The organism is Citricoccus muralis (genome assembly GCF_003386075.1).
GTDB classification, from domain to species: Bacteria; Actinomycetota; Actinomycetes; order Actinomycetales; family Micrococcaceae; genus Citricoccus; species Citricoccus muralis.
Window position 1 is genome coordinate 3,353,482 of sequence record NZ_QREH01000001.1, and the last position, 25,781, is coordinate 3,379,262.

General features: G+C 69.5%; 22 protein-coding genes, 3 tRNA genes and 1 rRNA gene. 13 read left to right on the top strand and 13 right to left on the bottom strand.

Annotated elements, in window-relative coordinates; genetic code table 11:
* Window positions 1–9: 9 nt before the first annotated feature.
* Window positions 10–126, top strand: a 5S ribosomal RNA gene (gene rrf / locus C8E99_RS14900).
* Between the two features lie 132 nt (window positions 127–258).
* Window positions 259–852: a hypothetical protein gene (locus C8E99_RS14905; protein ID WP_115932959.1), complete on the top strand. Its 594-nt coding sequence runs from the start codon at window positions 259–261 to the stop codon at window positions 850–852.
* On the opposite strand, the gene C8E99_RS14910 is transcribed toward C8E99_RS14905, so the two are convergent.
* Window positions 849–1,490 (bottom strand): hypothetical protein, encoded by a 642-nt coding sequence (locus C8E99_RS14910; protein WP_115932960.1) that lies wholly within the window; start codon window positions 1,488–1,490, stop codon window positions 849–851. The two genes, C8E99_RS14905 and C8E99_RS14910, sit on opposite strands and share 4 nt — an antisense overlap.
* Window positions 1,491–1,642: 152 nt before the next feature.
* On the opposite strand from C8E99_RS14910, the gene C8E99_RS14915 reads away from it, so the two are divergent.
* Window positions 1,643–1,719 (top strand) — tRNA-Pro (locus C8E99_RS14915).
* A 64-nt stretch (window positions 1,720–1,783) separates the two neighbouring features.
* Here C8E99_RS14915 and C8E99_RS14920 read toward each other — a convergent pair.
* From C8E99_RS14920 to C8E99_RS14950, 7 genes are all read right to left on the bottom strand, one after another.
* Window positions 1,784–2,143: a GNAT family N-acetyltransferase gene (locus C8E99_RS14920; RefSeq protein ID WP_115932961.1), complete on the bottom strand. Its 360-nt coding sequence runs from the start codon at window positions 2,141–2,143 to the stop codon at window positions 1,784–1,786.
* A gap of 48 nt (window positions 2,144–2,191) precedes the next feature.
* The gene (locus tag C8E99_RS14925) at window positions 2,192–3,334 is read right to left on the bottom strand and encodes a pirin family protein (RefSeq protein WP_115932962.1); all 1,143 of its coding nucleotides are present in this window, start codon (window positions 3,332–3,334) and stop codon (window positions 2,192–2,194) included.
* 24 nt (window positions 3,335–3,358) lie between these two features.
* Window positions 3,359–3,838: a carboxymuconolactone decarboxylase family protein gene (locus C8E99_RS14930; RefSeq protein ID WP_115932963.1), complete on the bottom strand. Its 480-nt coding sequence runs from the start codon at window positions 3,836–3,838 to the stop codon at window positions 3,359–3,361.
* Window positions 3,839–3,887: 49 nt separating this feature from the next.
* Window positions 3,888–5,435 (bottom strand): DUF5129 domain-containing protein, encoded by a 1,548-nt coding sequence (locus C8E99_RS14935; RefSeq protein ID WP_170144625.1) that lies wholly within the window; start codon window positions 5,433–5,435, stop codon window positions 3,888–3,890.
* A gap of 74 nt (window positions 5,436–5,509) precedes the next feature.
* Window positions 5,510–6,184 (bottom strand): NADPH-dependent F420 reductase, encoded by a 675-nt coding sequence (locus tag C8E99_RS14940; protein ID WP_170144626.1) that lies wholly within the window; start codon window positions 6,182–6,184, stop codon window positions 5,510–5,512.
* Window positions 6,181–6,651, bottom strand: coding sequence for a ribonuclease E activity regulator RraA (gene rraA / locus C8E99_RS14945; RefSeq protein ID WP_115932965.1), 471 nt, complete (start codon window positions 6,649–6,651; stop codon window positions 6,181–6,183). The genes C8E99_RS14940 and rraA overlap by 4 nt, the downstream gene beginning before the upstream one ends.
* Window positions 6,648–7,541 (bottom strand): fumarylacetoacetate hydrolase family protein, encoded by an 894-nt coding sequence (locus C8E99_RS14950; RefSeq protein WP_115932966.1) that lies wholly within the window; start codon window positions 7,539–7,541, stop codon window positions 6,648–6,650. Before C8E99_RS14950 ends, rraA begins: the two co-directional genes overlap by 4 nt.
* A gap of 152 nt (window positions 7,542–7,693) precedes the next feature.
* Between C8E99_RS14950 and C8E99_RS14955 the strand changes: the two genes are divergently transcribed.
* Genes C8E99_RS14955 through treZ form a run of 4 tightly spaced genes read left to right on the top strand, consistent with a single transcriptional unit; the run spans window position 7,694 to window position 14,371 of the window.
* On the top strand, window positions 7,694–9,409 hold the full coding sequence (locus tag C8E99_RS14955) for an S-layer homology domain-containing protein (RefSeq protein WP_147301251.1): 1,716 nt from the start codon (window positions 7,694–7,696) through the stop codon (window positions 9,407–9,409).
* Window positions 9,410–9,459: 50 nt separating this feature from the next.
* Window positions 9,460–9,921 (top strand): YidH family protein, encoded by a 462-nt coding sequence (locus C8E99_RS14960; RefSeq protein ID WP_115932968.1) that lies wholly within the window; start codon window positions 9,460–9,462, stop codon window positions 9,919–9,921.
* A gap of 20 nt (window positions 9,922–9,941) precedes the next feature.
* Complete coding sequence (gene treY, locus C8E99_RS14965) at window positions 9,942–12,479, top strand: malto-oligosyltrehalose synthase (RefSeq protein ID WP_115932969.1); 2,538 nt, start codon at window positions 9,942–9,944, stop codon at window positions 12,477–12,479.
* 11 nt (window positions 12,480–12,490) lie between these two features.
* Entirely contained in the window at window positions 12,491–14,371 is a 1,881-nt protein-coding gene (treZ, locus tag C8E99_RS14970) for a malto-oligosyltrehalose trehalohydrolase (protein ID WP_115932970.1), read from the top strand.
* On the opposite strand, the gene C8E99_RS14975 is transcribed toward treZ, so the two are convergent.
* The 4 genes from C8E99_RS14975 to C8E99_RS14990 are packed head-to-tail and all read right to left on the bottom strand — an operon-like array spanning window position 14,362 to window position 18,681.
* Complete coding sequence (locus tag C8E99_RS14975) at window positions 14,362–15,639, bottom strand: DUF4032 domain-containing protein (protein ID WP_115932971.1); 1,278 nt, start codon at window positions 15,637–15,639, stop codon at window positions 14,362–14,364. The genes treZ and C8E99_RS14975 overlap by 10 nt on opposite strands.
* On the bottom strand, window positions 15,636–16,301 hold the full coding sequence (locus C8E99_RS14980; protein ID WP_115932972.1) for an ABC transporter ATP-binding protein: 666 nt from the start codon (window positions 16,299–16,301) through the stop codon (window positions 15,636–15,638). The genes C8E99_RS14975 and C8E99_RS14980 overlap by 4 nt, the downstream gene beginning before the upstream one ends.
* A complete protein-coding gene (otsB, locus tag C8E99_RS14985) occupies window positions 16,289–17,083 on the bottom strand; it encodes a trehalose-phosphatase (protein ID WP_115932973.1) in 795 nt (264 codons plus the stop codon). Before otsB ends, C8E99_RS14980 begins: the two co-directional genes overlap by 13 nt.
* A complete protein-coding gene (locus C8E99_RS14990; RefSeq protein WP_245952495.1) occupies window positions 17,080–18,681 on the bottom strand; it encodes an alpha,alpha-trehalose-phosphate synthase (UDP-forming) in 1,602 nt (533 codons plus the stop codon). Before C8E99_RS14990 ends, otsB begins: the two co-directional genes overlap by 4 nt.
* A gap of 229 nt (window positions 18,682–18,910) precedes the next feature.
* Between C8E99_RS14990 and C8E99_RS14995 the strand changes: the two genes are divergently transcribed.
* The 4 genes from C8E99_RS14995 to C8E99_RS15010 all read left to right on the top strand — a co-directional run bounded on the left by C8E99_RS14995 (window position 18,911) and on the right by C8E99_RS15010 (window position 22,728).
* Complete coding sequence (locus C8E99_RS14995; RefSeq protein WP_115932975.1) at window positions 18,911–19,789, top strand: DsbA family protein; 879 nt, start codon at window positions 18,911–18,913, stop codon at window positions 19,787–19,789.
* Between the two features lie 82 nt (window positions 19,790–19,871).
* Window positions 19,872–19,948: transfer RNA gene (locus C8E99_RS15000), tRNA-Thr, on the top strand.
* Between the two features lie 132 nt (window positions 19,949–20,080).
* Window positions 20,081–21,940 (top strand): SpoIID/LytB domain-containing protein, encoded by a 1,860-nt coding sequence (locus C8E99_RS15005; protein WP_115932976.1) that lies wholly within the window; start codon window positions 20,081–20,083, stop codon window positions 21,938–21,940.
* Window positions 21,941–21,990: 50 nt separating this feature from the next.
* Window positions 21,991–22,728, top strand: a complete 738-nt coding sequence (locus C8E99_RS15010; RefSeq protein WP_115932977.1) for a YwaF family protein — start codon at window positions 21,991–21,993, stop codon at window positions 22,726–22,728.
* Here C8E99_RS15010 and C8E99_RS15015 read toward each other — a convergent pair.
* Window positions 22,694–23,437 carry a DsbA family protein gene (locus C8E99_RS15015; RefSeq protein ID WP_170144627.1) on the bottom strand — a complete coding sequence of 248 codons (744 nt, stop codon included), beginning with the start codon at window positions 23,435–23,437 and terminating at the stop codon, window positions 22,694–22,696. The two genes, C8E99_RS15010 and C8E99_RS15015, sit on opposite strands and share 35 nt — an antisense overlap.
* Window positions 23,438–23,553: 116 nt before the next feature.
* Between C8E99_RS15015 and C8E99_RS15020 the strand changes: the two genes are divergently transcribed.
* Together C8E99_RS15020 and C8E99_RS15025 are read left to right on the top strand one after the other, a co-directional pair.
* Window positions 23,554–23,630: transfer RNA gene (locus C8E99_RS15020), tRNA-Val, on the top strand.
* Between the two features lie 126 nt (window positions 23,631–23,756).
* Window positions 23,757–25,775, top strand: a complete 2,019-nt coding sequence (locus C8E99_RS15025; protein WP_245952387.1) for a threonine/serine exporter family protein — start codon at window positions 23,757–23,759, stop codon at window positions 25,773–25,775.
* Window positions 25,776–25,781 lie beyond the last annotated feature (6 nt).

Consider the following 25,781-nt stretch of genomic DNA (forward strand, 5'->3'; position numbering starts at 1 on the left):
TAACAGGGTTACGGCGGTCATAGCGTGGGGGAAACGCCCGGTCCCATTCCGAACCCGGAAGCTAAGGCCCACTGCGCCGATGGTACTGCATCCGGGAGGATGTGGGAGAGTAGGACGCCGCCGGACAACCATTGAACAGAAGCCCTGGACCTCACGGTCCAGGGCTTCTGTGTTTAACTGGCCTTGCGGAGAGAAGCCACGGTCAGCAGCTCCCCGTACGCGCGTTCAAGTCCCGGTCGGCATGGTTTGATGAGGGGCATGTCTGAGAGTCTGTTCCTTGACCCGTTCGCCGTCCCCACCAGTGGCGAGCATGGCCCTCCGAGCACGGATGCGGGAGCCTCGACGGGGGATGTGGTGCCCGGAACGGTGGTGAACAGTGGTCCTGCGTCGGCTGAGGCCACACATGCCTTGAACGCCTCCATCCCGCTGGACTTGGACCAGGCGGTCGGGGCATTCGTGGATGACACCCATCTCTGGTGGCCGCGGGAGTTTCGTGCCACCGGGGAGTCGGGCCACGTGTACTTCGGTGAAGGCGCCCTGTTGGAAGAGAACGCGGAAGGCCCGGCCGGTGACCAGGATCCCCCCTACGAGTGGGCGGCTCTGGCGGGTGCGGCGGAGGGTACCTTGGAGCTCGACTGGTGGGGCAGACACCGGGACGCGACTGATTCTCCCGTTCGGCTCTACATATCCTGGTCCACCGGTCCCCGTGGGGGAGCGGAGCTGAGCGTCCGAGGGAATGAGCCGACGTCGTGGCTGGAAGAATGGACCGCGGTCCTGGGAGCGTTCACTCGCTTCACCGGGGGCAGCCTCGCCGAGCACAGTGAACCGGGCGAGGGCCGCGAGGAGTCCTAGAGGCCGTTCTCCCGGAACATCTTGAGGTCCCCGTCCTCGAACTTCTGCTCGAGCACTCGTCCGTTGTTGCGCATCGACTCGAGGTCGTGCTTCAGGACGGTGTCCCGGCTGCGGGAGACCTCGGTGGCCAGCAGACGCAGTTGCTGGGTCCATTCCGGGGCAGCTGCCGGCTTGGCCGAGTCGGGCAGACGGAGGAACACGTCAAGCGTGCTCGGCAGGTACTGGTACACGAGGGATTCGATGGACAGGCGTTGCTCCGGAGCCTGCTGGACGAGATCCCAGCGGTCGATCATCTCGCCCAAGTGCACAGTGATCACGGACAGGTCGTGCTGGGCGGCCGGGGGAAGCTGAGCGCCATGGCTGCGGATCCGGCGGCGGACCTCCGCGAGCTGTCCTTCCATCTCCTCCCGGGTTGCACCGCGCACGGGGATGCCAGAGGAATAGGTCTGGCGGTGGACCGGTGTCAGGATCAGGCCCGCCCCGTATCCCAGGGCTGCCGCGAGGAAGGCCGCGAGGATCGAGTCGGACAGAAGGCCCACACCGATGAAGACGACGAGGAAGGCGGCCAGACCGACCAGGTTCGGGCGTGACGCCAGGAAGTCCCTGAAAGCGCCGAACTCCTCCGCCTCGGTGGCCACGTCTCTCCGTCTCGCCTGAACTGATCTGCTGACGTGACCAGTCTAGTGTCCGTGCCGCTCGCCTCCATGGATCGTTTTGGTGAATCCGGGAACGGGCGGCTAGGATAGACCACTGTGGTTCCCCGCCGGACTCGGCATGGAACCACTCTCCACGGGGTGTGGCGCAGCTTGGTAGCGCGCGTCGTTCGGGACGACGAGGCCGCAGGTTCAAATCCTGTCACCCCGACCACGAGAAGCCGGCCGGGAGCATCATCAGATGCTCCCGGCCGGCTTTGTTCTTGGTGTTCTTAGGTCTACCGGCGCTCGAGCGCCTGCAGGTGCTCCGGCTTGGTGGCGTCCACATGCTCCTGGTACTCAGGGTGTTTCTCGATCCACCCCTTCACATACGGGCAGACGGCGACGATCCGGTACCCCTCGGCAATGGACTGGTCCAACGCGCCGCGGACCAGGGTCGAGGCGAGCCCATGGCCGCTGTACTCCTCGGACACCTCGGTATGGGGGAAGATCCGCTGCCGGGTCCCATCGGCCGCTGCATGCTCGGTGAAGTAGGTCTTGCCGGCCGGCTCGCCCGAGGCGTCCACGTGGATCTCGTACCGCGGCTTGCTGCCCTGGACGACCTGCGGGTGGTCCAGGGATGGTGTCTGGTCACTCATGGGCTCTCGTGTCTCCTTGATGGTTGGTGGTGGACGAGGGGATCTGGTCTACTTCGCCGGAGGATTGGCGCGGGGCCGCATGCGGGTGGTGGGCAGTGCCGGGGCGGGCAGTGGGGCGGGGGTGTCCGCCGGGAAGTCGCCGAACTGCGGGAAAGTCCGGCCATCGCGATAGCTGGTGCCGATCGTGGCGTCCAGCAGATCTGCGGACACCGGTGCGCCCAGCGCAGCGCCGGTCAGTGGGGAGTCCTCCCATGGCACCTCGAAGCCCATCTCGGCTTGGTAGGCGGCGCGCCAGGCCACGATCTCCTCGTGGGTGCGGCCCACGAAGTTCCACCACATGATGATCTGCTCGCCCAGGGGCTCGCCGCCGATCAGCAGCGCGATGACGGGGTCCGATCCGGAGGTGATCCTCAGGCGGGTCCGGCCGGGACCGACGAAGCCGAGGTGGTCCTCGGGAATCTCGACCCCGTCCAGGGAGATGGTCCCGGTGACCTGGAGCAGGCCATGCTCGTGGCCAGCGGGGACGTCCACCTCCAGCGTGGTGCCGGGGTCCATTCGCAACTCCACGCCCGTGAGCGGCAGGTGGGTCTTCACCGGGGAGGTGGATCCCAGCAGGGAGCCGAGGAAGACGCGGGCGGTGTAGCCGGGCCCGGTCACCGGCTCGGGTCGGTGGGCCTCGAGCGAGGGAGCGGTGGCACGGGCGTGCTCCGGGAAGGCGTACCAGAGCTGGGCACCGTGGAGGACGGTGGTGTCCGCCGTGGAGTACTCCGAATGGGTGATCCCGGAACCGGCGTTCATGAGGTTGACCTCACCGGGGCGGACGGTGGCCCAATGACCGGCGGAGTCGATGTGGTCCACCCGCCCGGTGAACAGCCAGGAGACGGTCGCCAGCCCCGTGTGAGGGTGACGGGGGACCGCCATGCCCCCGGTGGCGGAGACGTCATCCGGGCCGTAGAAGTCCAAGAAGCACCAGGCGCCGATCAGGGAGCGGGCCCGCTGCGGCAGGGTGCGTTTGACGGTCATGGCCCGGGGCCCGCCGAGCGGGACCGCGCGGGGTTCGAGGAGCTCGACCGTGCCGGTGCCACCGGTGTGCGGGTCCACGCCGTTCGAGAGGCCCTCGGTGAAGCGCGGACCAGTGGACGGCTTGGTCCTGCAGACGGTCTCCTGCGGGTCAGTCTCGGTGTTGCTCATGGCGCTTGCCTCGCTTCCAGCTGTTCAACGGCGCCTGACCGGGTGGTGGGACAGGATGGAGATGCGGTTGGTGACGTTCATGGTGATGGCCAGCCACTGGACGGCGGAGTACTGCTCGTCCGTCAGCACATGGTGGCTCATCAGCTGGCTGACGTGCTGGTCCTCCTGGCCGGGCAGCATGGTGACCGTCTCGGCCAGGTCCAGGGCGGCCCGCTCGGTCTCGCTGTACAGGGCGTCCGCCTCCCGCCAGGCAGCCAACAGGCCGAGGCGCTGGGAGTCGAGGCCGGCGTCGATCCCCTTGCGGGTGTGGACCTCGAGGCAGTAGGCGCAGCCGTTGATCTGGGAGATGCGCAGGTTCACGAGCTCCACGAGTTGATCGTCCAGGCCGGCCTTCCGGGCGGCGTCCTTCGCGGCGACGGCCAATCCGCCCACGGCCTTCCACGCGGCGGGGTCGGACTTGTCCAGGTAGAAGGCCAACGGATCCTGGCGTGCGTCAGTGCTCATGACCTTGTCAACCCCGGACTCATCAGCAACATTCCTCGCACCATTCCCCTCAGAAGCTGGAGGAGGAGCCGGCGCCGGAGAAGCTGCCGCCGGAGCTGCCGTATCCGGTCGAGGAGTTTGAGGAGGAGGCCTCCGCCTGTTCCCGCGCCGTCACCACGTGGGACTGGCCCGAGGAGTATCCGAGGTGGAAGGCGGTCGCGGTCCAGAACCATCCGGGCTGGTGCACCGTGTCCAGGATCGAGCCAGGACGGCGGGAGGCGCGGTGGCGTTCTCGTTCCAGTTCCTGCTGCAGGGTCTGACGCTCGGCATCGGACGTGGCGAAGGCGTCGATCTGGGCCTTGGCGTAGTCGTCCAGCAGCCCGGTCAGGCGGACCCGCAGGGCATCCAGTCCGTCGAGTGCCTCGTCCGGGGAGAGTTGGCCGGTCTCCAGGCCCGCGCCTAGCCGCTCCAACTCCCGTTCCGCCTCGGGCCGGAAGGAGCGCAACGGCGAGAGCTGGTCGGCCTTGAGCTTGTGCTGCCCCGTCACCAGCTCGTCGATCTGCCCCAGGTCCTCCCGCATCGGCGCGGTCTGGATGTCCCAGGCCTCGGGCCAGCCCGGATACTTGTTCAACAGCGTGTTGGTGCTGCCCACGGTGTCGTCGAGCTGGTCGAGTTCCTCTGCCTGCTTCATGTAGGCGGTGATGGCCTGACGGTGTTCCTTGCGGTGCAGCTTCTTCGCCGGGATGCCGGACAACCGGTCGTTCTCCCGGGCGGCCTGCAGATAGCGTTCGTGGAACGTTCGGTACCGCTCCAGCACCATGGCCCCGTACGTGGAATCCTCGGGCACGGTATGGGCGTTCAACTCCGTGGCCTCGAGGTCCGTGCTGACGTTGGCGAAGGCCCGGTTCCCCCGGTCCAGTTCCGCCTGGGCCTTCTGCCGCTGGCTCTTCCTGCTGGCGGCGCTCACCCCGCCGACGATGCCGCCGATGACCACCAGGACCCCGCCGCCAACCCACAGCCCGGGGTGCCGGTACCAGGGCCGATTCATCACGGCCGCGGCGGACTCGGTGGCATCGAGGGCGGCCTGGGTCCAGTTGGCCTCCCGCAGGGAGTCCACCGCATCCTCCCGGATGTCCTCCTGGAGGTCCAGGCCGACCTTGCGGTCCTCACCGAAATAGACGCCCTGCAGGCGGCCCTCCGGGTCGATCGCGTAGACGAACAGACCGTCCGTCCACTTCTGCCCGTCATCGGTGATCCACTCCGGATGGTTCTCGCGGGCATCGGCCAGAAGTCGCTCGTTGAGGTTGGACTCGGCCTCGCCGCGCTGCGTCCAGACCACCACGGTGGTCGGTTCATAGAAGGAGATCCCGTCCAGGCCCTCGCGCAGGGTCGGCTCGTGGATGACCCCGGCGCCGTCCTCGAGGATGACCTCCTCGGCTTGGTCAGCCTGGGCGGGGGAGGCCCCCAGGACGAGGGCCGCCGGCACCGCGGCCAGCAGCCCGAGCGCCAGGCCGAACGCCGCCACCCAGCCGGTAGCCCTGGTCGCCGCCCTGGTGGCCGTTCTGGTGAGAGGTGTGGCGCGCCGTCCGGTTCGGACGTGGGCGGTGTCGGTGGGCATCGGGCGTCCCCTGCTCTCGCTTGCCAGCATCGACTCAGTTCGGATCGCTTCGGGGAGAGCCGGAGCCGTTCCCTTCAGTCCTGCACCACAGTACCGCCGGTGAGGAGGGCCAGCTCGGGCGCGGACATCGGCCGGTTGAAGACCGGCCCGTCCGGCTCCAGGGTCCGGCCGGCGGCCAGCCCGGGCAGCAGTACCGGGACAAACCCCAGGTCAACGGCCAATCGCCCGACGGCGGCCGCGGCATCCTCGCTGTCCGAGGCCACTCCCAGCGCTCGCCGCTCGGGGCCCGGGGATCGGCCCGCGGTGTCCAGGTCCCAGTGGCTGACGTGGTTCAGAGCCTTCACCACTGTGGCGCCGGAGAACCGGGCGGCCACAGCTTGGGAACTGGACCGGCCGGCGTCGAGCGCGGATTGGAGCCAGCCCGGGAGCGGCTCCTCGGCCCAGCGGTTGGTGGCGTCCACGAGGACGCAGCCATCCAGCCAGTCCGGGTCCACGGAGTCGAGGTCCTCCTGGGGGACCATCAGCACCACGATCGGCTGTTCCGTCCCGTCCTGCGCGATCTCCGCTGCCGCCACCGCGGTGGTCCGGGGCGCGTACTGGGCCAGGTGCAGGCGCATCGCGGTGGGTGGCCGGCTGGACGCGATCCGCACGGGGAGACCGGCCGAGGCGGCGGCCCGGGCGAGCGAGGTCCCCGCCCGGCCGGCGCCGAGGATGTTGAGGGGGCGGGGCGTGCCCGGAAGCTCAGTCACGGTGTGACCAGGATGCCGTCCTCGTCCGCCCAGAGGGTGGCACCCGGGGTGAACGTCACCCCGCCGAACTCCACGGGGACGTCCGCCTCGCCGGCCCCGTCCTTGGCGGACTTGCGGGGATTGGACCCCAGGGCCTTGACGCCCAGGTCCAGGGTGCGGACCACGGCCCGGTCCCGGATGGCCCCGTGGATGACCACTCCGGCCCAGCCGTTCCGCACGGCGGCCCCGGCGATCAGGTCGCCCATGAGGGCGGACTCCAGGGAGCCGCCGCCGTCCACCACGAGGACGGCGCCGTGTCCGGGGGAGTTCAGGACCTGTTTGATCAGCCCGTTGTCCCGGTGGCAGCGGATGGTCCGCACGGGGCCGGTGAACACCGACCGGGCGCCGAGGTCCTCGAACTGGAGCGAACAGGACTGCAGCGTCTCGTCCGCGTCATAGAGATCACAGGTGGTGAATCCGGGGGTCATCGGATCTCGTTCCGCTGCAGGCCCAGGCCCTCGATCTCCGTCTCCAGGACGTCTCCGGCTTTCAGCCAGGGGCGCCGGCCGGAGTCGTTCTTCCGGGCCAGGGCGACCCCGGCGGGAGTGCCGGTGAGGATGAGATCCCCGGGCAGCAGGGTGACCAGGTCGGAAATATAGGAGACGAGCTTCTCGGCGCCGAACACGAGGTCCCCGGTGGAATCGTGCTGCATGACCTCACCGTTGACGCGGGTGGTGATCGTGGCGCCCGGCGCGTATTCGTCCGGCGTGACCAGCCACGGGCCGATCGGTGTGGTCTCCTCCCAGACCTTTCCCTGCGTCCATTCCGTGGTGCGGCCCTGGTAGCCGCGGACGGAGACGTCATTGGAGATGGCGTAACCGGCAATATGGGCGGCAGCCTGGTCCTCGGGGATCCGACGGCCGGGCTCGCCGATGACGATGCACAGCTCGCCCTCCCAGTCCAGCCGGTGGTCCTCGGCCGGGACCTCGATGGCATCCGTGGCCCCGGTGAGCGTCTGGGCGAACTTGGTGAAGATCGAGGGGTGCTCCGGCAGCTCCAGCCCGGTCTCCAGGATGTGGTTTCGATAGTTCAGCCCGATGCAGAACACCTTGGTGGGGAACGGGATGAGCGTGGCGGGCTCCAGTGTCGAGGCGTCCAGGATCCGGGAGGGGTCCTCCGCGGCTGCGGCCAGGGCGGCCTCCACCAGCTCGGTGCGGTCCGGTTCCGGCAGGGACAGGAAGTCCCCGACGTCGACCACGCCTTCCAGCTCGACGGCGGCCGTGGCGCGGGGACCGTCGGTCTCCGTGACGAGTGCGGCGAACGTGGCGCCCGGGGTGTCTGGGTCCGAGCCGGGCAGTCGATAGGTAGAGAGCTTCATGGGGATATCCCACCACACCGCCCGCCCGATCCGCTCGGCCGATGGGCCGTTGTAAGCCCCGTCACCCCGCGGAGACCTGGTTCGGTTATCATGCTCGCGGGAGGGTGGAGGGAAACGCCCTGCCCATCATTCCACCGACGAAGGGCGACACCGTGTCCCGTCAGCCTCAGCCTGCCCCGCGGCGCCGCCGCGCGGGCCTCCTCGCCACCGCGCTCAGCCTGGGTCTGCTGCTGCCGGGACTGGCCCTGGCCGCTCCGGCCGTGGCCGACTCCGAGCACCTGAGCCCGCTGGACCAGACGACCGAGTTCGACGAGTCGCTCCCGGTCCTCGACGACTCCGTCCTGGACGCCGTGCAGGGCAAGAACGCGGGGCCGGATGCCGCCCGCGGCCGCGCCGATGCGTCCACCGGTGCGGCCGCCGCGCACCTGGGCCCCTGCAAACAGGACTTCACGGACGTCGCGCCGAAGACCACGTTCTACACCCATGTCACCTGGATGGCCTGCGCGGACCTGTCCAAGGGGTACGCGGACCACAGCTTCGGTGTCTACCGGGAGATCACCCGGAAGGAGGCCGCGGTGATGATCTACCGGATGTCCGGGGAAACCCATGAGCCGGGCACCGCCGCAGACTTCGAGGACGTGCAGCCGCGGGCCGGTGACGAGGGCTTCACCGCCATCTCCTGGATGCACGAGCAGGAGATCGTGACCGGCTATACGGACGGCACCTTCCGCCCGAATCGCTCGATCTCCCGCGTGGAGCTCGCCCGCTACCTGTTCCGCTATGGCGGGGAAACCGACTACACGGCCCCGTCCGCTGCGGTGTTCTCCGACGTCCCGACGACGGCGCCCGCCTACCGGGACATCTCCTGGCTCTCCGAGAACGAGATGGTCGCGGGCTACGCGGATGGTATCTTCCGCCCCTCGCGGCAAGTAGGACGCGGCGAGACCGCCAAGTTCCTCTACGGCCTCGAGACGCATCTGAACGGACAGCCGAAACCACCGGCCACGCCGCCGAAGCCGGCCCCGAAGCCAGAGCCGGCACCCGAGCCGGAACCCGAACCCGAGATCCCGCTGGCGTACCGGTATGTCGTCATCGCCGACGACGGCCTCAACGTGCGCTCGGGGGCCGGGACGGGCTACCGGAAGGTCGCCTCCCTGGCCCGCAACACCAAGGTGGTCTGGACCGGGCGCAGCTCGTCCGTCAGCGGAGCCACGTGGCGGGAGATCACGTTCGGCTCCGTGAAGGGCTGGGTCCACGGCGGCTATCTCATCCGGGACTTCGAGGCGGGCAACGCCAAGTCGGATGTCTCCCGTCTGGGCAAGCGCTACCTGCCGGAACGCCCGAAGCGGGGCGTTGCCGTTCTCCGCGCCGACTACGAGGCGCAGCCCAACGGCTATTGGTGCGGACCGGCCTCCATGGCGATCACCCTGTCCGCGTTCCGCCTCGACTTCTCGCAGAAGTCCCTGGCCACGGCGGCCCAGACCGACCGGGAGGGGACCTGGCTGCACCAGGTGGCCCGCGTGCTGGACTATCACGCGCCGTTCGATGTCCGGTACACGGTGAAGACCATCCCAGGCGCGGACGCGAACCTGGCCCAGACCCGCGAGTTCCGGACCGGCGCGCGACGGTCCATTGACGGCGGTGCCCCCGTGGTCATCAACATCGCGGCGACCCCGGACGAGCAACCTCCCCTCCAGCGGGAGAAGACCGGAGGCCGATTCACCCTGCGTCACCACATGGCCGTGGTGGGTTACAACACCGTCAACGACACGTTCCTGGTCTACGACCCCTGGACCGCGCCGTTCTGGATCGACACGAGCCAGTTGGCCGACATGGCCGGGACACGTGGCTACACCCTGCGCAAGTAACCGGCACGGAGCGGGGCCTGCAGGGCGGCCATCCGGGAGACAATGGAGGCATGTACGCACCGATCGACCTCCAGACCCCGCTCGTCGCCCAATGGATCGGCATCCTCTTGGCCGTCGCGGGCCTGGCCGTCGTCGCCCACGGCCTGTGGCGGCGCAAGCGCTACCGGGCCCACCTCGACGACGAGGACGCCCGCTACGCAGGGCCGGACCGGCTCAGGGATGCCGTCCGCGAGACCGTCGCCGGAGCCGGGGTGCTGGTGATCGGCGTGGCCGCCATCGTCTACTCCGTCTTCGGCAATCAGGCCTGGCAGGACGCCGTCCAGGACAACGTGGCCGCCAAGTACGGGGTCGAATCCGTGCAGGGCAAGGAGTGGCGGGGCAACGCGCTCAACGCGGACGTCACCATGCCGGACGGCACGGTCCACCAGGATGTGCTGATCACCTTCGAGGACTCGGGCGAACCACAGATCTCGCGGGACCTGACCCAGCCGCCCGAGCAACCCGAAGAATAGGGCCGGTCAGGTTTGCTACCGTGCACCACGTGACCAGCCCGCAGAACGTCCCCGCATCCACCTACCGTCTGCAGCTCACCGCGGACTTCACGCTCGCCAGTGCCCGAGAGGTCCTGCCCTATCTGCGGGACCTGGGCGTCGACTGGCTCTACCTGTCTCCGATGCTCGGCTCAGAGGAGGGCTCCAGCCACGGCTACGACGTGGTGGACCCCACCCAGGTGGATGACGCCCGCGGTGGGGAGACCGGACTGCGTGAGCTGGCCGAGGCCGTGCACGCGGCCGGCGGCGGGATCCTCGCCGACATCGTGCCGAACCATGTGGGCGTGGACACCCCCAAGGACAACGCCTGGTGGTGGGACCTTCTCAAGCACGGCCAAGCCTCCAAGTACGCGATGGCCTTCGACATCGACTGGGCCGCCGGGGACTCCCGCATCTGGCTGCCCGTCCTCGGGGACGGCACCGACGAGGACCCGGAGGCCGAACTCGCGAGGCTGCGCGTGGTGGACGGGGAACTGCACTACTACGAGAACGTCTTCCCCCTGGCACCGGGCACCGAGGAGGCGGCGCGCGCCGCTGTCGGGAACACGGACGGTGACCCAGCCGGGGAAGAGGCTGTAGCCCGCGCCGCACACGAGAAGCAGAACTACCGGCTGATGCCGTGGCGTGAGGCGGACGAGAACCTCAACTACCGCCGCTTCTTCGCGGTCAACTCCCTGGCCGGGGTGCGGGTGGAGATCCCACGGGTCTTCGCCGAGACCCACCGCGAGATCCTGTCCTGGGTCCGCGACGGACTCGTGGACGGTCTTCGCGTGGACCATCCGGACGGGCTGGCGGATCCGGGCGGATACTTCGAGAACCTGCGGCAGGCCACCGGGGGGATCTACCTGCTCGGAGAGAAGATCCTGGAACCCGGCGAACGACTGCCCGCCGCCTGGCCCATGGACGGCACCACCGGCTACGACGCCCTCGGGGAGGTGGACCGCATCCTCACGGACCCGGCCGGAGCCCCTGAACTCGACGAGGTGGCCGGGCGTCTCGGTGGGTGGGACCGCACCGAGGACCCCGCCGGGGAGACCGCCGCAGCCGCCGAGGTGGTGTGGGCGGAGATGATCCACGGGACCAAGCGTGCCGTGGTGGATGGCATGCTCCGCTCCGAGGTCGAACGCCTGACGCGGCTCGTCCCCGGGCTGATCCCGGACGACGACGGATCCGGTGAACACCTCGTCCATGACGCCCTGGCGGAACTGCTCGCCTGCTTTCCCGTCTACCGTTCCTATCTGCCGACCGGGCGCCAGCACCTGGACGACGCCGCCGCGGAGGCGGTGCGCCGCCGTCCCGACCTGGCGGAGGCGGTCGAGGCGTTCCTGCCGCTGCTGGCCGATCCGGATCACCCCGTGGGCGAACGTTTCCAGCAGACCTCCGGGATGGTCATGGCCAAGGGAGTGGAGGACACCGCCTTCTACCGGTACACGCGGCTGGCGTCGCTGAACGAGGTCGGTGGGGACCCGTCGTCGTTCGCGCTGGAGTTGGAACGATTCCACGAGTTGCAGGGCGACCGCCAGGCGCGCATGCCCCGCACCATGACCACGCTCTCCACGCATGACACCAAGCGCAGCGAGGACGTCCGGGCCCGGATCGACGTGCTGTCCGAGATCCCGGGGGAGTGGGTCCGCACCCTGGACCGGCTCAGGGAACTGGCCCCGCTGGGAGACGGGCCGTTCGAGAAGCTGTTGTGGGAGACCATCGTGGGCGCCTGGCCGGTGGACGGCTCTCCGCTGGAGACCCAGCGGCTGGCCGACTACGCGCTCAAAGCCGCCCGCGAGGCCGCGACCCGCACCACGTGGACCGAACAGGACGAGGAGTTCGAGGCCGCGCTCGCGGACCTCGCCGAGCGGGCCACCGGCGCGGGCGTATTGCGGGACGAGATCCAGCGGATCGCCGACCGGATCGCCGTTCCAGGCGTGACCAACCAGGTGGCCATGAAGCTCATCCAGCTCACCATGCCCGGCATTCCGGACGTCTACCAGGGCACCGAGATCCCGTTCCCCACCCTCGTGGACCCGGACAACCGCCGGGCCGTGGACTTCCGGGAGCGGACGGCCCTGCTGGCGCGGCTCGACGACGGGTGGGAGCCCGAGTTCCCGGCCCCGGTAGAGCTCGAGGACGGCTCGACCCGGCCCGATGGCGCCGCGCTTGCCGAGTACGCCGCTGGACTGAAGATGCTCATCACCTCCCGCGCCCTGCGCGCCCGCCGGGAGCACCCCGAGTGGTTCACCCGGTATCAGGAACTCGACGTCCTCGGTGAGGCATCGGACCACGTGGTCGCCTTCACCCGGGGCGGGTGCATCACCGTGGCCACCCGGTGGCCGCTGGGACTGGAGGACGAAGGCGGGTGGGGGGACGCCGCCGTCGTGCTGCCCCGCCAGACCATGGTGGACCTACTGACGGGGCGCCGCTTCGGCGGAGCCTTCGCGGACGGCACCACACGTCTGGCCGAGGTCTTCGAACGCCACCCGGTGGCGCTGCTGGTACCAGAGGACGGGAATACGCTGCGATGAGCGAGGCGAGGATGACCCTTCCGCTTTTGTCCGTGTGGGCGCCGTCCGCGGAGAGCGTCGAGCTGGCCGTGACCATGGCACCGCCCGGTGCAGTCCACGGCGCCGAGAATCGCTGGGACGGTGCGGAGCGTTTTCCCCTGGACCGGCAGGACAACGGCTGGTGGACTCCGGCTGAACCGGTCCGAGCGCACTGGACGAACCTGGCATCCTCAGCCCGGGGGTATGGATTCGTCGTGGACGGCGAGGGGCCGTTCCCGGACCCGCGCTCGCGGTGCCAGCCGGACACCGTGCATGGGCCGTCCCGGCTCGTCGACGGCGCCGCGCATCCGTGGCAGGACGGTGACTGGGCTGGCCGTCCGCTGCGGGGGGCGGTCATCTACGAACTCCACCTCGGCACCTTCACGGACGAGGGCACTCTGGACGCCGCCGCCCTGAAGCTGGACCACCTGGTCTCGTGTGGGGTGACCCACGTGGAGCTGCTGCCCGTGAACTCCTTCGGCGGGGCGCGCAACTGGGGCTATGACGGAGTCGGCTGGTACGCCGTGGACGCCTCCTACGGCGGTCCGGCGGCCTATCAACGCTTCGTGGACGCCTGCCACGGGGCCGGGCTGGCCGTGATCCAGGACGTGGTCTACAACCACCTCGGCCCCGCCGGGAACTACCTCCCGCAGTTCGGCCCGTACCTGACCGAGCACTCCACCGGCTGGGGCAGCGGCCTCAACCTGGACGGGCCGGACTCGGATGAGGTGCGCCGATACATCCTGGACAACGCCCGGATGTGGTTCGAGGACTACCACGTGGACGGACTCCGGTTGGATGCCGTCCACGCGCTCCAGGACACCCGTGCCGTGCACGTGCTCGAGGAGCTGGCCGCCGAGACGGACACCCTTTCGGAACGGCTTGGCCGGCCGCTGCTGCTCGTGGCCGAATCGGACCTGAACGATCCGCGGCTCATCACGGCCCGGCCCGGCCCCGGGGCCGAGGGAACGGGCGGCTACGGCCTGACGGGGCAGTGGTCGGACGACTTCCACCACGCCGTCCACGTGGCCCTGACCGGGGAGACGGACGGCTATTACGCGGACTTCGCGCCGCTGTCCGCCCTGGCCAAGGTCCTCAACCACGGGTTCTTCCACGACGGCAGCTGGTCCTCCTTCCGACAACGCCGGCACGGTCGGCCCCTGGGGGAGCAGATCCCCGCCGAGGCCCTGGTGGTGTGCACCCAGAACCACGACCAGGTCGGCAACCGCGCCGCCGGTGACCGGCTGACCGCGAGCCTCGACGAGGGCCAGCTGGCGATCGGCGCCGCGCTGCTGCTGACCGGGCCCTTCACCCCGATGCTCTTCATGGGCGAGGAATGGGCGGCCTCCACCCCGTGGCAGTTTTTCACAGCGCACCGCGAATCGGAGCTGGCGCAGGCGGTGACAGAGGGGCGGCGCCGGGAGTTCGCCCGCATGGCCTGGAGCCACGACGCGGTACCGGACCCGCAGGCCCCGGAGACGTTCGCCGCTTCGACGCTGCGGTGGGACGAAGCGCAGACCGGTCGGCACGCCCGGCTGCTGGAGCTCTACCGGACGCTGGGACGGCTGCGCGCCGAACGCCGCGAACTGACCGACCCCGACCGCTCCACCACCCGCGCCGTGGTGGACGAGGAGCGCGGCTGGGTGCGGATGGACCGCGGTATTGAGCGCGGGGATGCGGGGGCCGATGTCGGACCCGGTTCTGTGGTCCTGCTGGCGGCCCTGGGCGCGGAGCCGATGCCGATCCCGGAGGAGCTCCGCGGGTACCGTCTGCTTGCGGGCCACGGTGCCGACGGCACCTGCACCGCGGTTCCCGACGACGCCCGCGTCCCACCCCACGGCTTCCTGCTCCTCGGGCGCGAGGGTCAGTCGTAGTTCTCTGAGGGGAGCTCGACGGCCTTGAGCATGGTGGTCGTCGGATGCAGCACCACGGCGTCCTCGTCCCGACGGTGGGGCAGGACGGTGTGGAGGTAGGACTCCAGGGCCTCGTCCAGCGGAACCGACCGGGACTGGTTCTCGGAGAGGTACCAGCGGTGTTCGAGCAACTGGTGCATCACCTCGGCGGGCTCGAGCTTGCCGGATAGGTTCGCGGGGATGGACAGGGCCACCGGCTCGAAGACCTCGGTCAGCCACCGGTGCGCGGCCTCGTGCTCGTCCATCTCGGGGTGGTTGACGGCCCGGTACTCGTCGATGTCCCGCAGCAGCCGCCGGGCCTGGTTCTCCTGCACGTCCAGGCCGGTCAGCCCCAACAGGCGGCGCTGGTGGTGACCCGGGTCCACGACCTTGGGCTGCAGCACCAGTTCGGAGCCGTCCCGGGTGGTGCGGATGGCGTACTCCTCCACATCGAAGCCGAGGGAGTTCAAGCGGCGGATCCGCTCCTCGACCCGCCAGCGCTCGCCGGGCCGGAAGGACATGTCCGCGGTGAGCTCCTCCCACAGCCGGCGGTAGGCATCGATGATCAGCTGCGAGGTGGCCACGGGGTCCACGTCCCCCTCCACCAGGCCGCCGGACATCAGGTCCATCAGCTCACCGGCCACGTTGACCCGGGCCAGCTCGAGGTCGTGCTCCCGCTGGCCGCGGGACAGGGAGGGATGCAGTTCACCGGTCTCGGCATCCACCAGGTAGGCGGCGAAGGCGCCGGCGTCACGGCGGAACAGGGTGTTGGACAGGGAGACATCCCCCCAGTAGAAGCCGGCCAGGTGCAGCTCCACGAGCAGCAGGGCGAGCGCGTCGATCAGCCGGGTCAGGGTGTCCCGGTGCAGCCGCCGGGAGAACACGGCGCGATAGGGCAGCGAGAACCTCAGATGCCGGGTCACGAGCACGGTCGGCAGGGGCTCGCCGTCCGGATCGGTGCGCCCGGCGACCACGGCCACCGGCTCCACGCAGGGGACATCCAGCCGTTCGAGTCGGCGCAGCAACTGGTACTCGCGGCGGGCCGAGAACTCCGTGGTCTCCTTCACCGCGACCACGGCACCGTCGAGGTGGGCGAACCTCACCACGTGCCGGGACAGTCCGCGGGGGAGGGCGGCGAGGGCGGACTCGGGCCACTCGGCCAAGGGCACGTCCCAGGGCAGGGCGATCAACGCCGCGCTGTCCACGGCAGTACCCGAGGTGGTGATGTCCAGACCGGAACGCGGTGTCATGACACGGCAGTGTCCTCCCTCAGCTGGCCCGAGTCCAGCCGTAGCAGACGATCCGCCACGGAGGCCACCGGTCCGGGCTCGGCCGTGGCGTACAGCGTGGTGACGTCCAGGGTGCGGGCCAGGCTGCGGATCAGCTCCGCCGTGTGGTCCTTCAGGGCCGGGGGCAGGGCGGTGAGCGGATCGTCCATGAGCAGCACGGCGGGCCGGCGGACCACGGCCCGGGCGAGCGCCACCTGCTGCCGTTGCGGGCCGGTCAGCCGCTCTGGTGTCCAGCCGAGCTGCTCCTCCAGGTCCAGGAGCCGGGCGGCCTCCCGGACCCGGTCCTGCCGTTCGGTTGGCGGGACACCGGCCACCCGCAGGGCGAAGCTCATGTTCTCCTGCACGTCCATGTGCGGGTAGAGGGCGTAGTTCTGGAAGACGATCACCGCGTCACGGTCGTGCGCCGGCACTTCGGTCACGTCCACGCCGCCGATCAGCACCCGTCCGGCATCCGGCGGTTCCTGCCCGGCCACGACCCGCAGCAGCGTGGACTTGCCGCTGCGCAGGTCACCGGCGATCACCGTGAACCGGCCGTCCTGGGCGCAGAGGTCCAGCCCGTCCAGGGCGGGGGTCCGCGCCGACGGGTACTGGACCGTGATGCCGAGCAGTTCTACCGACGCCATGAGCGCACCGCCTCCAGCACGGTGGCCACGTCCGCCGGCCCCTCGATCCTGAACTGAGCCCCAGTCTCTCCGGGGCCGACCTTGATGGACACGTCCCGGGCGGGATCCAACCGGGCGAATCCCGTCTCGTCCGTCACGTCGTCCCCGGCGAACAACACCGCTTCCGCCCCGGTGACAGACCTCAGCAGGTCCAGCCCCTGGCCCTTGTCCGCCCGCACCACGGCGACCTCCAGCACGTCCTTGCCGTGCCCGATGAAGAAGGGGGCGAGCTCAGACCGCCCAGCCTGGCCGGCCAGCTCGCTCAACGCCTCCTCGGCCTCGGACACGGCCCGGCACCTCGCCTCGTCCGACCGGGCCAGCCGCACCTGCAGCACCCGGGCCGCCGGCTTGTACTCCACCCACGATTCCGGATACCGGGCTGCCACGGGCTCCAATACCTGCCCGACGGCGGCCAGCGCCCGAGTCTGTTCCTCGTCCAGTTCCAGCGGAGGCGCCTCCGGACCGAGGCGGCGCTCGGCGCCGTGCGAACCGATGAGCAGCGTCGACTCCGGTGGCGAGGCGACGGCCAGCAGGGATTCCAGGGCGCGGCCGGAGACCAGCGCCGTGTGAACGCCCGGGAGTCCGGCCAGGGCGGCTAGCGCGGTGGCGTTCGCCGGCAGGGGCCGGGCGTTCTCGGCCCGGTCCACGAGTTCGGCCATGACCCCGTCGAAGTCCAGCGCCACGAGGATCGATTCCCGCGCGGCGAACTCCTGCAGGGCGGTGGCCAACCCCGGACCGGTCATCGTCCGTCCCCCGGCGCGGAGCCGTCAGCGGGCCCGCTCTCGTCAAAGGGTTCGTCGACCTCGTGGTCGCGGCGCTCGCGGTCGTCATCGGTGTCCATGAAGGCAGACTGCTGGCCGCCGTCGTCCGGTCCGGAGCGTTCCGCCGAGACCGCACCGCCGAGGCGGTCGAGGAAGTCCCGGGACCACTTGTTCACGTCATGGGTGATGAGCTGCCGGTGCATCGACTTCATGCGCTTGGTGGCCTCCCCGGCGGACATCTCGGTGGCCTCCATGATGGCCTCCTTCAACCCGTCGATGTCATGGGGGTTGACCAGCAGGGCCTTGCGCAACTGGTCCGCGGCCCCGGCGAACTCGGAGAGCACCAGCACCCCGCCCCAGCCGCCGCGGGCCGCCACATACTCCTTGGCCACGAGGTTCATCCCGTCCCGCAGGGCGGTCACCAGCATGACGTCGGCGGCCAGGTAGAGCGCCACCATCTCCTCGACCGGATAGGAGTGGTGCAGGTATCGGATGGCGGTGTGGCCCATCGTGTCGTACGTGCCGTTGACCCGGCCGACGGACAGCTCGATCTCGTCCCGCAGCTCCTTGTAGGAGTCCACGCCCTCCCGGGACGGGCTGGCCACCTGCACCAGACAGGCGTCCTCCACACTCAGCCGGCCGTCCTCGAGCAGTTCGGAGAAGGCCTTGATGCGGTGCCGGATGCCCTTGGTGTAGTCGAGCCGGTCAACGCCCAGGAGGATGGTGCTCGGGTTGCCGAGCTCCTCGCGGATCTGCCGGGCTCGGGCCTGGATGTCCGGGTTCTGGGACAGGTCCGTGATGGTGTCCACGTCGATGGAGATGGGGAATGCGGCGGCACCCACGGTGCGGGCGCCGCCGTCGTGCTCCTTCACCTGGACCGTATTGGAACGGAACGAGGAGCCCAGGATGCGCCGCACGGCGCCCTGGAAGTTCGAGACGTCCGAGCGGCGCTGGAAGCCGATCAGGTCCGCGCCGAGCAGGCCCTCGAGCACCGGGCGGCGCCACGGCAGCTGCGCGTAGATCTCGACCGGTGGGAACGGGATGTGGTGGAAGTAGCCGATCCTCAGGTCCGGGCGGAGCCGGCGCAGGATCCGGGGCACCAGCTGCAGCTGGTAGTCCTGCACCCAGACCGTGGCCCCCTTGGCGGCGGTGGCGGCCGCGGCGTGGGCGAAGCGAGCATTGACCCGCTGATAGGTGTCCCACCACTGCCGGTGGAAATCCGGACGGGCGATGACGTCGTGATACAGCGGCCAGAGGGTGGAGTTGGAGAACCCCTCGTAGTATTCGACCAGTTCCCGCTCGGTCAGGGACACGGGGACCAGGTGCATGCCCTCATGGGTGAAGGGCTCCAGCGGCTCGTCCAGCTCCTCCTCAGGGGATCCACCCCAGCCGACCCACGCGCCCTCCTGCCGGGTCATGATGGGCGCCAGCGCGGTGACCAGGCCGCCGGGGGACCGGCGCCACGAGGTGGTGCCGTCTTCCTCGACCACGCGGTCCACGGCCAGGCGGTTGGCCACGACCACTAGGTCGGAGTGGCCGGGCGGCGGCGGATCCCCTGCCAGCTTCTCGACGAACGGCACGGTTCCGGTGGGGATGTCGACGGTGGTGTTGTTCACTGCGGACCTCCTTGTCCTCTTCCGTTCCCGAGCTTATCGCCAGGGACCGCCCAGAAGGGTGGCCACCGTGTGAACAGGTTTCTCAGGTTGGCCCGGTAGTCTGACCCACGGCCCGCCGAAGGAGGGTATGAGGGGATACCGGCCGGCCACATGACACCGCAGCGACCCGAGAGTCAGGACGACAGGCAGGACCATGGCGACTAGTAAGAATCAGACGAAGGCCGAACGGCAGCAGACCGCCCGTGAGAAGGCCCGGCAGATGCAGGAGGAGCAGCGCCGCCAGGAGAAGCGGCGCTCCCTCATGGTGCGCTGGGGCGTGGTCATCGGGGTCGTGGTGGTCATCGCCGTGGTGATCGGCGTCATCTTCATGAACTCGTCCCGCTCCATTCCCGACGCCGGCCCCGCGCCGAGCGCGGGCAACGACCAGGGCGGCATCACCCTCACCTCCACCACCGAACTCGCCCCGGGCGAGGAAGGTCTCGAGGAGGTTGACGCCACGACCGTCGAGATCCCGGAGTCCACCGGCGAGCAGCCCGAGACCGTCCCCGGTGCGGAGGCCCGCCCGGCTGGTGAGCCGGCCCAGATCATCGTCTATGCCGACGCCAACTGCGTGCACTGCGCCAGCTTCGAGACGGAGAACGCCGAGCAGCTGAACCAGTGGCTGGACGCCGGCGAGGCCACCGTGGAGTACCGCATGCTGGACTTCCTGGACAACCCCGCCACCGGCAACTACTCCTCCCGCGCTGCCAACGCCGCTGCTTGCGTGGCGGAGAACTCCCCGGAGAACTACAACTCCTTCCTCAGCGGGGTCTTCGGCGCCTACACCGGCCACGGCGGTCAGGGCCTGAGCGACGACGAGCTCAAGGACATGGCCTCCGGCCTGGGAGCGGACATCGACTCCTGCGTGGACGGCAACACCTACCGCCCCTACGTGAAGTACTCCGGCGCCCAGGCCCGTGCCGCGGGCGTGGCGGGCACCCCGTCCGTATGGGTCCAGGGCGAGAACTGGGCCACCGCGGAGCAGGGCCAGTCCTTCACCGACTGGGCCCAGGGCATCATGGACGCCTCCTGATCGCCTGATCCGCTACTCTGGAAGGGCCGGTTTCCGTCCACGTCAGCACGCACGCTGACAGGGTTCGGTGCCGGCCCTTCTCGCCTCCTTAGCTCAGCTGGCCAGAGCACCTGTCTTGTAAACAGGGGGTCACCGGTTCGAATCCGGTAGGGGGCTCCACCGCCGGTCCGGGACGTCGAGGTCAGAAGCTGACCGCCGGCCGGGCGCCGGGCGCATACTAGAAGCTGGGGACGCGGACACTGCCGACGGCAGTGACCTGGATGTCTCCGACGACTTCCCCGGAGGACCACCGTGCCCGTCATCACCGCGCCCGCCCTCGACTCTCCTTCTGCCGGTCAGCGCCCTGTTCGTCCGAGCGGGCTCCCACGCCGGCTCCTGGCCCTTCTGCTGGCCGCCGTCCTGGTGCTGGCCGCAGCCCCGTTGGCGGGTTCAGCCACACCGGCTCGGGCGGCCACCCCCTCCACCTTCCCGGACGTCCCGGCCACACACACCTTCCACGAGGCTGTCACCTGGATGATCCAGCAGGAGATCACCGAAGGGGAGTCCGACGGCACTTTCGGGGTGAGCGAGGACATCAGCCGGGCCGAGGCTTCCGCGTTCCTGTTCCGCCTCGTCGATCCGGACGTCACGCCGCCAGTGGAGAGCCCGTTCAAGGACGTCCCCGCCGACCCGGAGTGGTACGCCTATACGCCGATCGAGTGGATGGCCACCGAGGGCATCATCAACGGCTACGCGGACGAGACGTTCCGGCCGTACCGGTCCATCACCCGTGGCGAGATGGCCAAGATCCTCTACGGCGTGGCGGGGGCCGACTTCCCGGAGCCGTCCGAAGATCCGTTCTCGGACGTCCCCGAGGATTCGTCCTATGCGCAGTACATCGCCTGGATGAAGTCCGAGGGCATCAGCCAGGGGTACGCCGACGGAACCTTCCGGCCCGGGCGGCCGATCTCGCGTGGGGAGGCCGCCCAGCTCATCTGGAAGGTGGCCGGGGAGATGGGCTATGACACCACGGTGTTCCCCGTGTCCTTCGCGGTGAGCGGCTCCGGCTGGGGCCACGGGGTGGGCATGAGCCAGTACGGGGCTCGGGCGATGGCCGTGGGGGGAAACACCTCTGGTCAGATCCTGGACCACTACTATCGCCCCGCCGTGGTGCAGAACGGCCCCAACCGGGTCAACGAGAACATCCGCGTACACCTCGTCACCACACCGAGGATCGTTGTGGACGGCACGGGCGAGGTCCGAGTCCGGGCCTCTGGCTCGTCGCAGGCGCCCGCGACCGCCGGTGCCGTGACGTTCACGGCCGCCGGCGACCGGGTGGTCGCCACGCTTCCGGACGGGACACAGCAGCGCAGCGGGTCCGTGGCCCTCGAATGGACCGGAACGCGGTTCTGGAAGGGCACCGCCTCCACCGTCACGGTTCCCGACGCCAATGGCACCAGCACGGACCTGGTCCTGCGCCACGGCCGCGTCCAGGTCACGCTGAACGACCACGGCCAGCTCAATGTGGTCAACGAGTTGCGCATGAACGACGAATACCTCTACGGTCTGTCCGAGATGCCCTCGCTCTGGTCCGAGGAGGCCTTGAAGGCCCAGGCGGTCGCCGGCAGGTCCTACGCCTTGCGATTTATGGGATCCCTGAGGCCGGACTGCGACTGCAACGTCTGGGATGAGGTCAACAGCCAGAAGTTCACCGGGTGGGCCAAGGAGAACGAGGGGCCGGGTGGGGTCTACGGCATGCGGTGGAAGGCCGCCGTGGACGCGACCTCGCAGCAGATCCTCACACACAAAGGCTCCGTCGCGGACGCCAGCTACCACTCCTCCAGCGCCGGCCACACCCGCGGGTCGGAGGAGCAGTGGGGCGAGGCAGTGCCCTACCTGACGAGCAAGGACGACCCCTACAGCCTCGCGCCCGAGGCCAACAACCCCAACCGGAGCTGGACCGCAAGCCCCACCCAGGCGCAGATGGCCCGGGCCTTCGGCCTGCCCAACGTGGTCACCGTGCGGGAGACGGCCGTGAACCCGAACTCCGGCTACACGGACTGGATCACCGCCACGGCCTCGGACGGCACCACCTCGGAGATCACCGGCAACCAATTCCGCTCCCGGCTGGGCCTGAAGAGTGCCTTCATCATCGCCGTGACACCGCGCTAGGACGCGCTCCGGCGCGATCTGGGGCCATCCGGGCTGGCTAGCCTAGGGGCATGAATTCGTTCCTGGACCCGCTGGCTCCGTATATCCCGTTGTTCGGGGCGGACCACCTGTTGGCTCTGGGGACGGTCCTGGCGGCCTTGGCCCTGCTGCTGGCGTTCCGCCGCCAGGTGCGGAACCATGCCCCGGTGCTGCGCTGGGGCTTCCTGATGTTCGCCCTCGTGCAACAGGTGGCCCTGTACAGCTACCAGGTGTTCGTGGCCGGCTGGGACTGGGGCGACTCCCTGCCGCTGCACATCTCCCGCGTCACCACGCTGATCCTGATCGCGTACCTCATCACGGGGCGGCGCACGGTGTTGGAGGTGGGCTTCTACTTCGGTCTCTACGCGTACGCGACGTTCGTCTACCCGCAGCGGATCCAGCCGATGGACCACCTCATGGGTTGGAGCTTCCTGGTCAGCCATGCCGTGACCATCCTGGTGCCGGTCTTCGCCGGGATCGCCGATGGCTGGCGGCCCACCGTCCGCGGGCTGTGGCGGTCCTACGCCTGGTTCCTCGCCTATTTCGGGGTGGTCCTGGCGGTCAACGCCCTCACGGACGGCAACTACTTCTACCTGAAGTTCCGGCCGTTCCTGCAGTCCCTGCCGGCCCCGCTCTACTGGCTGGCGGCCTGCGCGGCCACGCTGGCGTTGATGTGGATTGGCTATGCGGTGGCCCGGCGCATCCCCGTGCAGCGCGGAGTGCAGGGCACCGACGTCACTGCCCGGGGCGGTCTGTCAACCACGTCTTGAGGTCGCCGTGCTGCTCGGGGTTGTACAGCGTCGAGTCGGCGGTCGAGTAGACCGAGGGGACGCCGCGGAGCCTGAAGTCGGAGAAGTCTGACATGGCGGCGGTGATCTGTGGGGCCCCACCGTCCTCGGTGACGCACTGCTCGACCGACGCGGCGTCTCCGCCGATCTCATCGGCCTGGGCCACCAGGGTGGCATCCTCCGGCTGGGTCGTGGCCTGCTCGAAGAGCCAGGACTGGAAGGCGTGCAGCTTGTTGCCGGCTGCCTCGTTCTCACTCCCGGTGCCTGATTCCAGCGAACCCTCCAGGCAGTAGTACGCGTTGGCGGCCCGCGTGGACCAGGACTCCGGATCGCCCTGGCCCAGGAAGTCCACGATGCGGTAGTCGGCCTCCAGCTCGCCGCCGGCCGCCAGGCCGTGGATCAGGCCCCCGTTCTGCTCGTGGAACGCCGCACAATGTGGGCAGGCGAAGTCCTCGAAGATCTGCACCCCGGAGGCCTCGGTCCCGGCGGTCTGCTCCGGTGCGGAGGTCGAGGAGCCGACCGGGCCGGAGGAGCCGCCGTGCTCGGCATTGCGGATGGCATCGGCGCAACCTGTCAGGGCCACCACGGTGGCCGTTGCCAGGGCCAGGGTGGCACCGAGCCGCGCCGGCCGGGGGGAGGCGGTGGGGGAGGACGCAGTGGTGTCAGTGCTCTCGGCCGGTTTGGTACGCATGACTGCCATCCTAGGGGCGGTCCCCGATGGCGGCGGCCCCGTTTTCTGGTTCACCGCCTGTTCTGGTAGGCTTTCATAGCTGTTGGCCCCTCGTCAGAGTGCAGGCCCGGCATGATGGATCTTTAGCTCAGTTGGTTAGAGCGTTCGCTTCACACGCGAGAGGTCGCTGGTTCGAGTCCAGTAAGATCCACCACATCCTGAAGGGCCCGGACCGGGCCCTTCAGTCGTTAACAGGCCGGTCTCTCACAGGGCAGTACAGTGTTGTCCGGTGCCCACCGGATCATGATGTGGTGGCGGCTCGGCAGGGAAGGGAGCGGCAGTGGAGAAGATCCCCGAAACCCGGTCTGGTCATGGGCACGCGCAGGAACCGCCCGCCGACCTCGCCCAGATCCCGATCATCAAGCCCACCCGGCGTTCGCCGGAGGACTACCTCGACGCCACCTCCGGAGACGGGGACGGCCACCTGGATGCTGATTCCGGCACCGGCATGGGAACCGGGACTGAACCGGAGACCACGCCTGCGCCGACGTCGGCCATCGACTTCGCGCTCGGCCCGGCGGCCGAGGCCGCTGGGCTCCCCACAACGGGTGGGCACCCCACGACGCCGACCCCCACCCAGTCGGTCGAGACCGTCGACCCGGTGCGCACGGATTCCGGCACCACCGTGGTGGGTGGGCCGGCCGCCCCGGGCGGGGACGCCGGCGCCGGGCCGACCGATGCACGGCCGACCGATGCACGGCCGACCGACGGACCGCCGAGCGATGCACCCCTGACCGACACCCCGCTGACGGAACCGCCGGCCTCTGACCCGGTGCCGCAATCCGTACTGGCGCCCTCCGAGTCGACCACGGGGGAGCCCCCGGCGACGGCGCCGATCGGCACCACCGGCACGGTCGGTGTGTCGGAGCGGGAGAAGAAGCCCTCGAAGGGCCGCCTGCGGTTCTCGGGCGGCTCCGCCTTCAAGCGGATGATGTACTCGGAGCCGCTGCCGACCCAGACGCTGTCCATCGTGGACCGGATCGCCACCAGCCCCTATGCCAACCCGTACCTGCGCACCACCCGCAACGCGGACGCCGATGCCCGGACCACCCTGGACTTCGCGCTGAAGCTCGGTGAGACCATGTTCCGCTTCGGGGCCGGCGCCCTGGAGGTGGAGACCTCGATCATCGTGGTGACCCAGGCCTTCGGTGTCCACGAGACCGAGGTGGACATCACCAACCAGTCCATCGCCCTGAATTACGCCCCCAGCGGGAAGACCCCGTACTCCCTGCACCGCGTGGTGCGGTCCTGGTCCCAGAATTACGCCGGGCTGGCGCTGCTGCACCGTCTGGTCGCCGCGGTGGCCGCCGGGGAGATGGACCGGGACGAGGCCCAGCAGACCTTGGCTGACATCCGGCACAAGCCCAAGCCCTTCCCGGGGTGGCTGACCACCGTGGCCGCTGGCCTGTTCTCTGCCACCTTCGTGGTGTTCATCGGCGGCGGAGTGGTGGGCGCTGGGGTGGCCTTCCTGTCCATGATGCTGATGATGACCGTGGTGGACCTGCTGGGCCGGGCCCGGATCCCGGAGTTCTTCTCCATCATGGCCGGCGGGTTCATCGCCACGATGATCGCGCTGGTGCTGTACACGCTGGACGTGGACCTCGCGCCGTCCCTCGTGGTGGCCGGCGGGATCATGCTGCTGTTGCCCTCGGGCCGCTTCGTCTCCGCCGTGCAGGATGCCATCAACGGGTTCCCGGTCACGGCGGCCGGCCGATTCGTTTCGGCCTTCCTCGTCTTCGCGGCCCTGATCGCCGGGATCGTGGCCGCCACCGTGTTCGCCTCCATGCTCGGGGTCCGCGAGCTCGACCTGGCCCAGGAGCCCTTCGCGGACTACCCCGTGTGGCTACTGGGCATCCTGGTGTTCGCGGCCGCCATCTGGAATGCCGTCTTCGAGCAGTCCGAATGGCGACTGCTGCTGCCCACCGCCGTGGTGTCCCTGGCCGGCTTTGCCGTGTATGTGGTTGCCGAGTTCATCGGCGTCGGGTCCCGGTTGACCCCCGCCATCGCCGCCGTGGCGATCGGCGCCCTGGGCCGCTACGTGGCCCTGCGCATGGGCGCCCCCCAGCTCGTGGTCGCCGTCCCCGGCATCCTCTTCCTGCTGCCGGGGCTGACGATCTTCCGCTCCATGTACAAGATCGCCATGGACACGGGGGAGATGATGGAGGGCGTCATCGGGCTCTTCAACGCGGCCGCCATCATCATGGCCATCGCGGCGGGAGTGGTCCTCGGCGACACCATCGCCCGTCCGTTCACCACGGCCTTCCAGGCCAACGAACGGCGCCGCATCGGCCGTCGCTGACCGTGG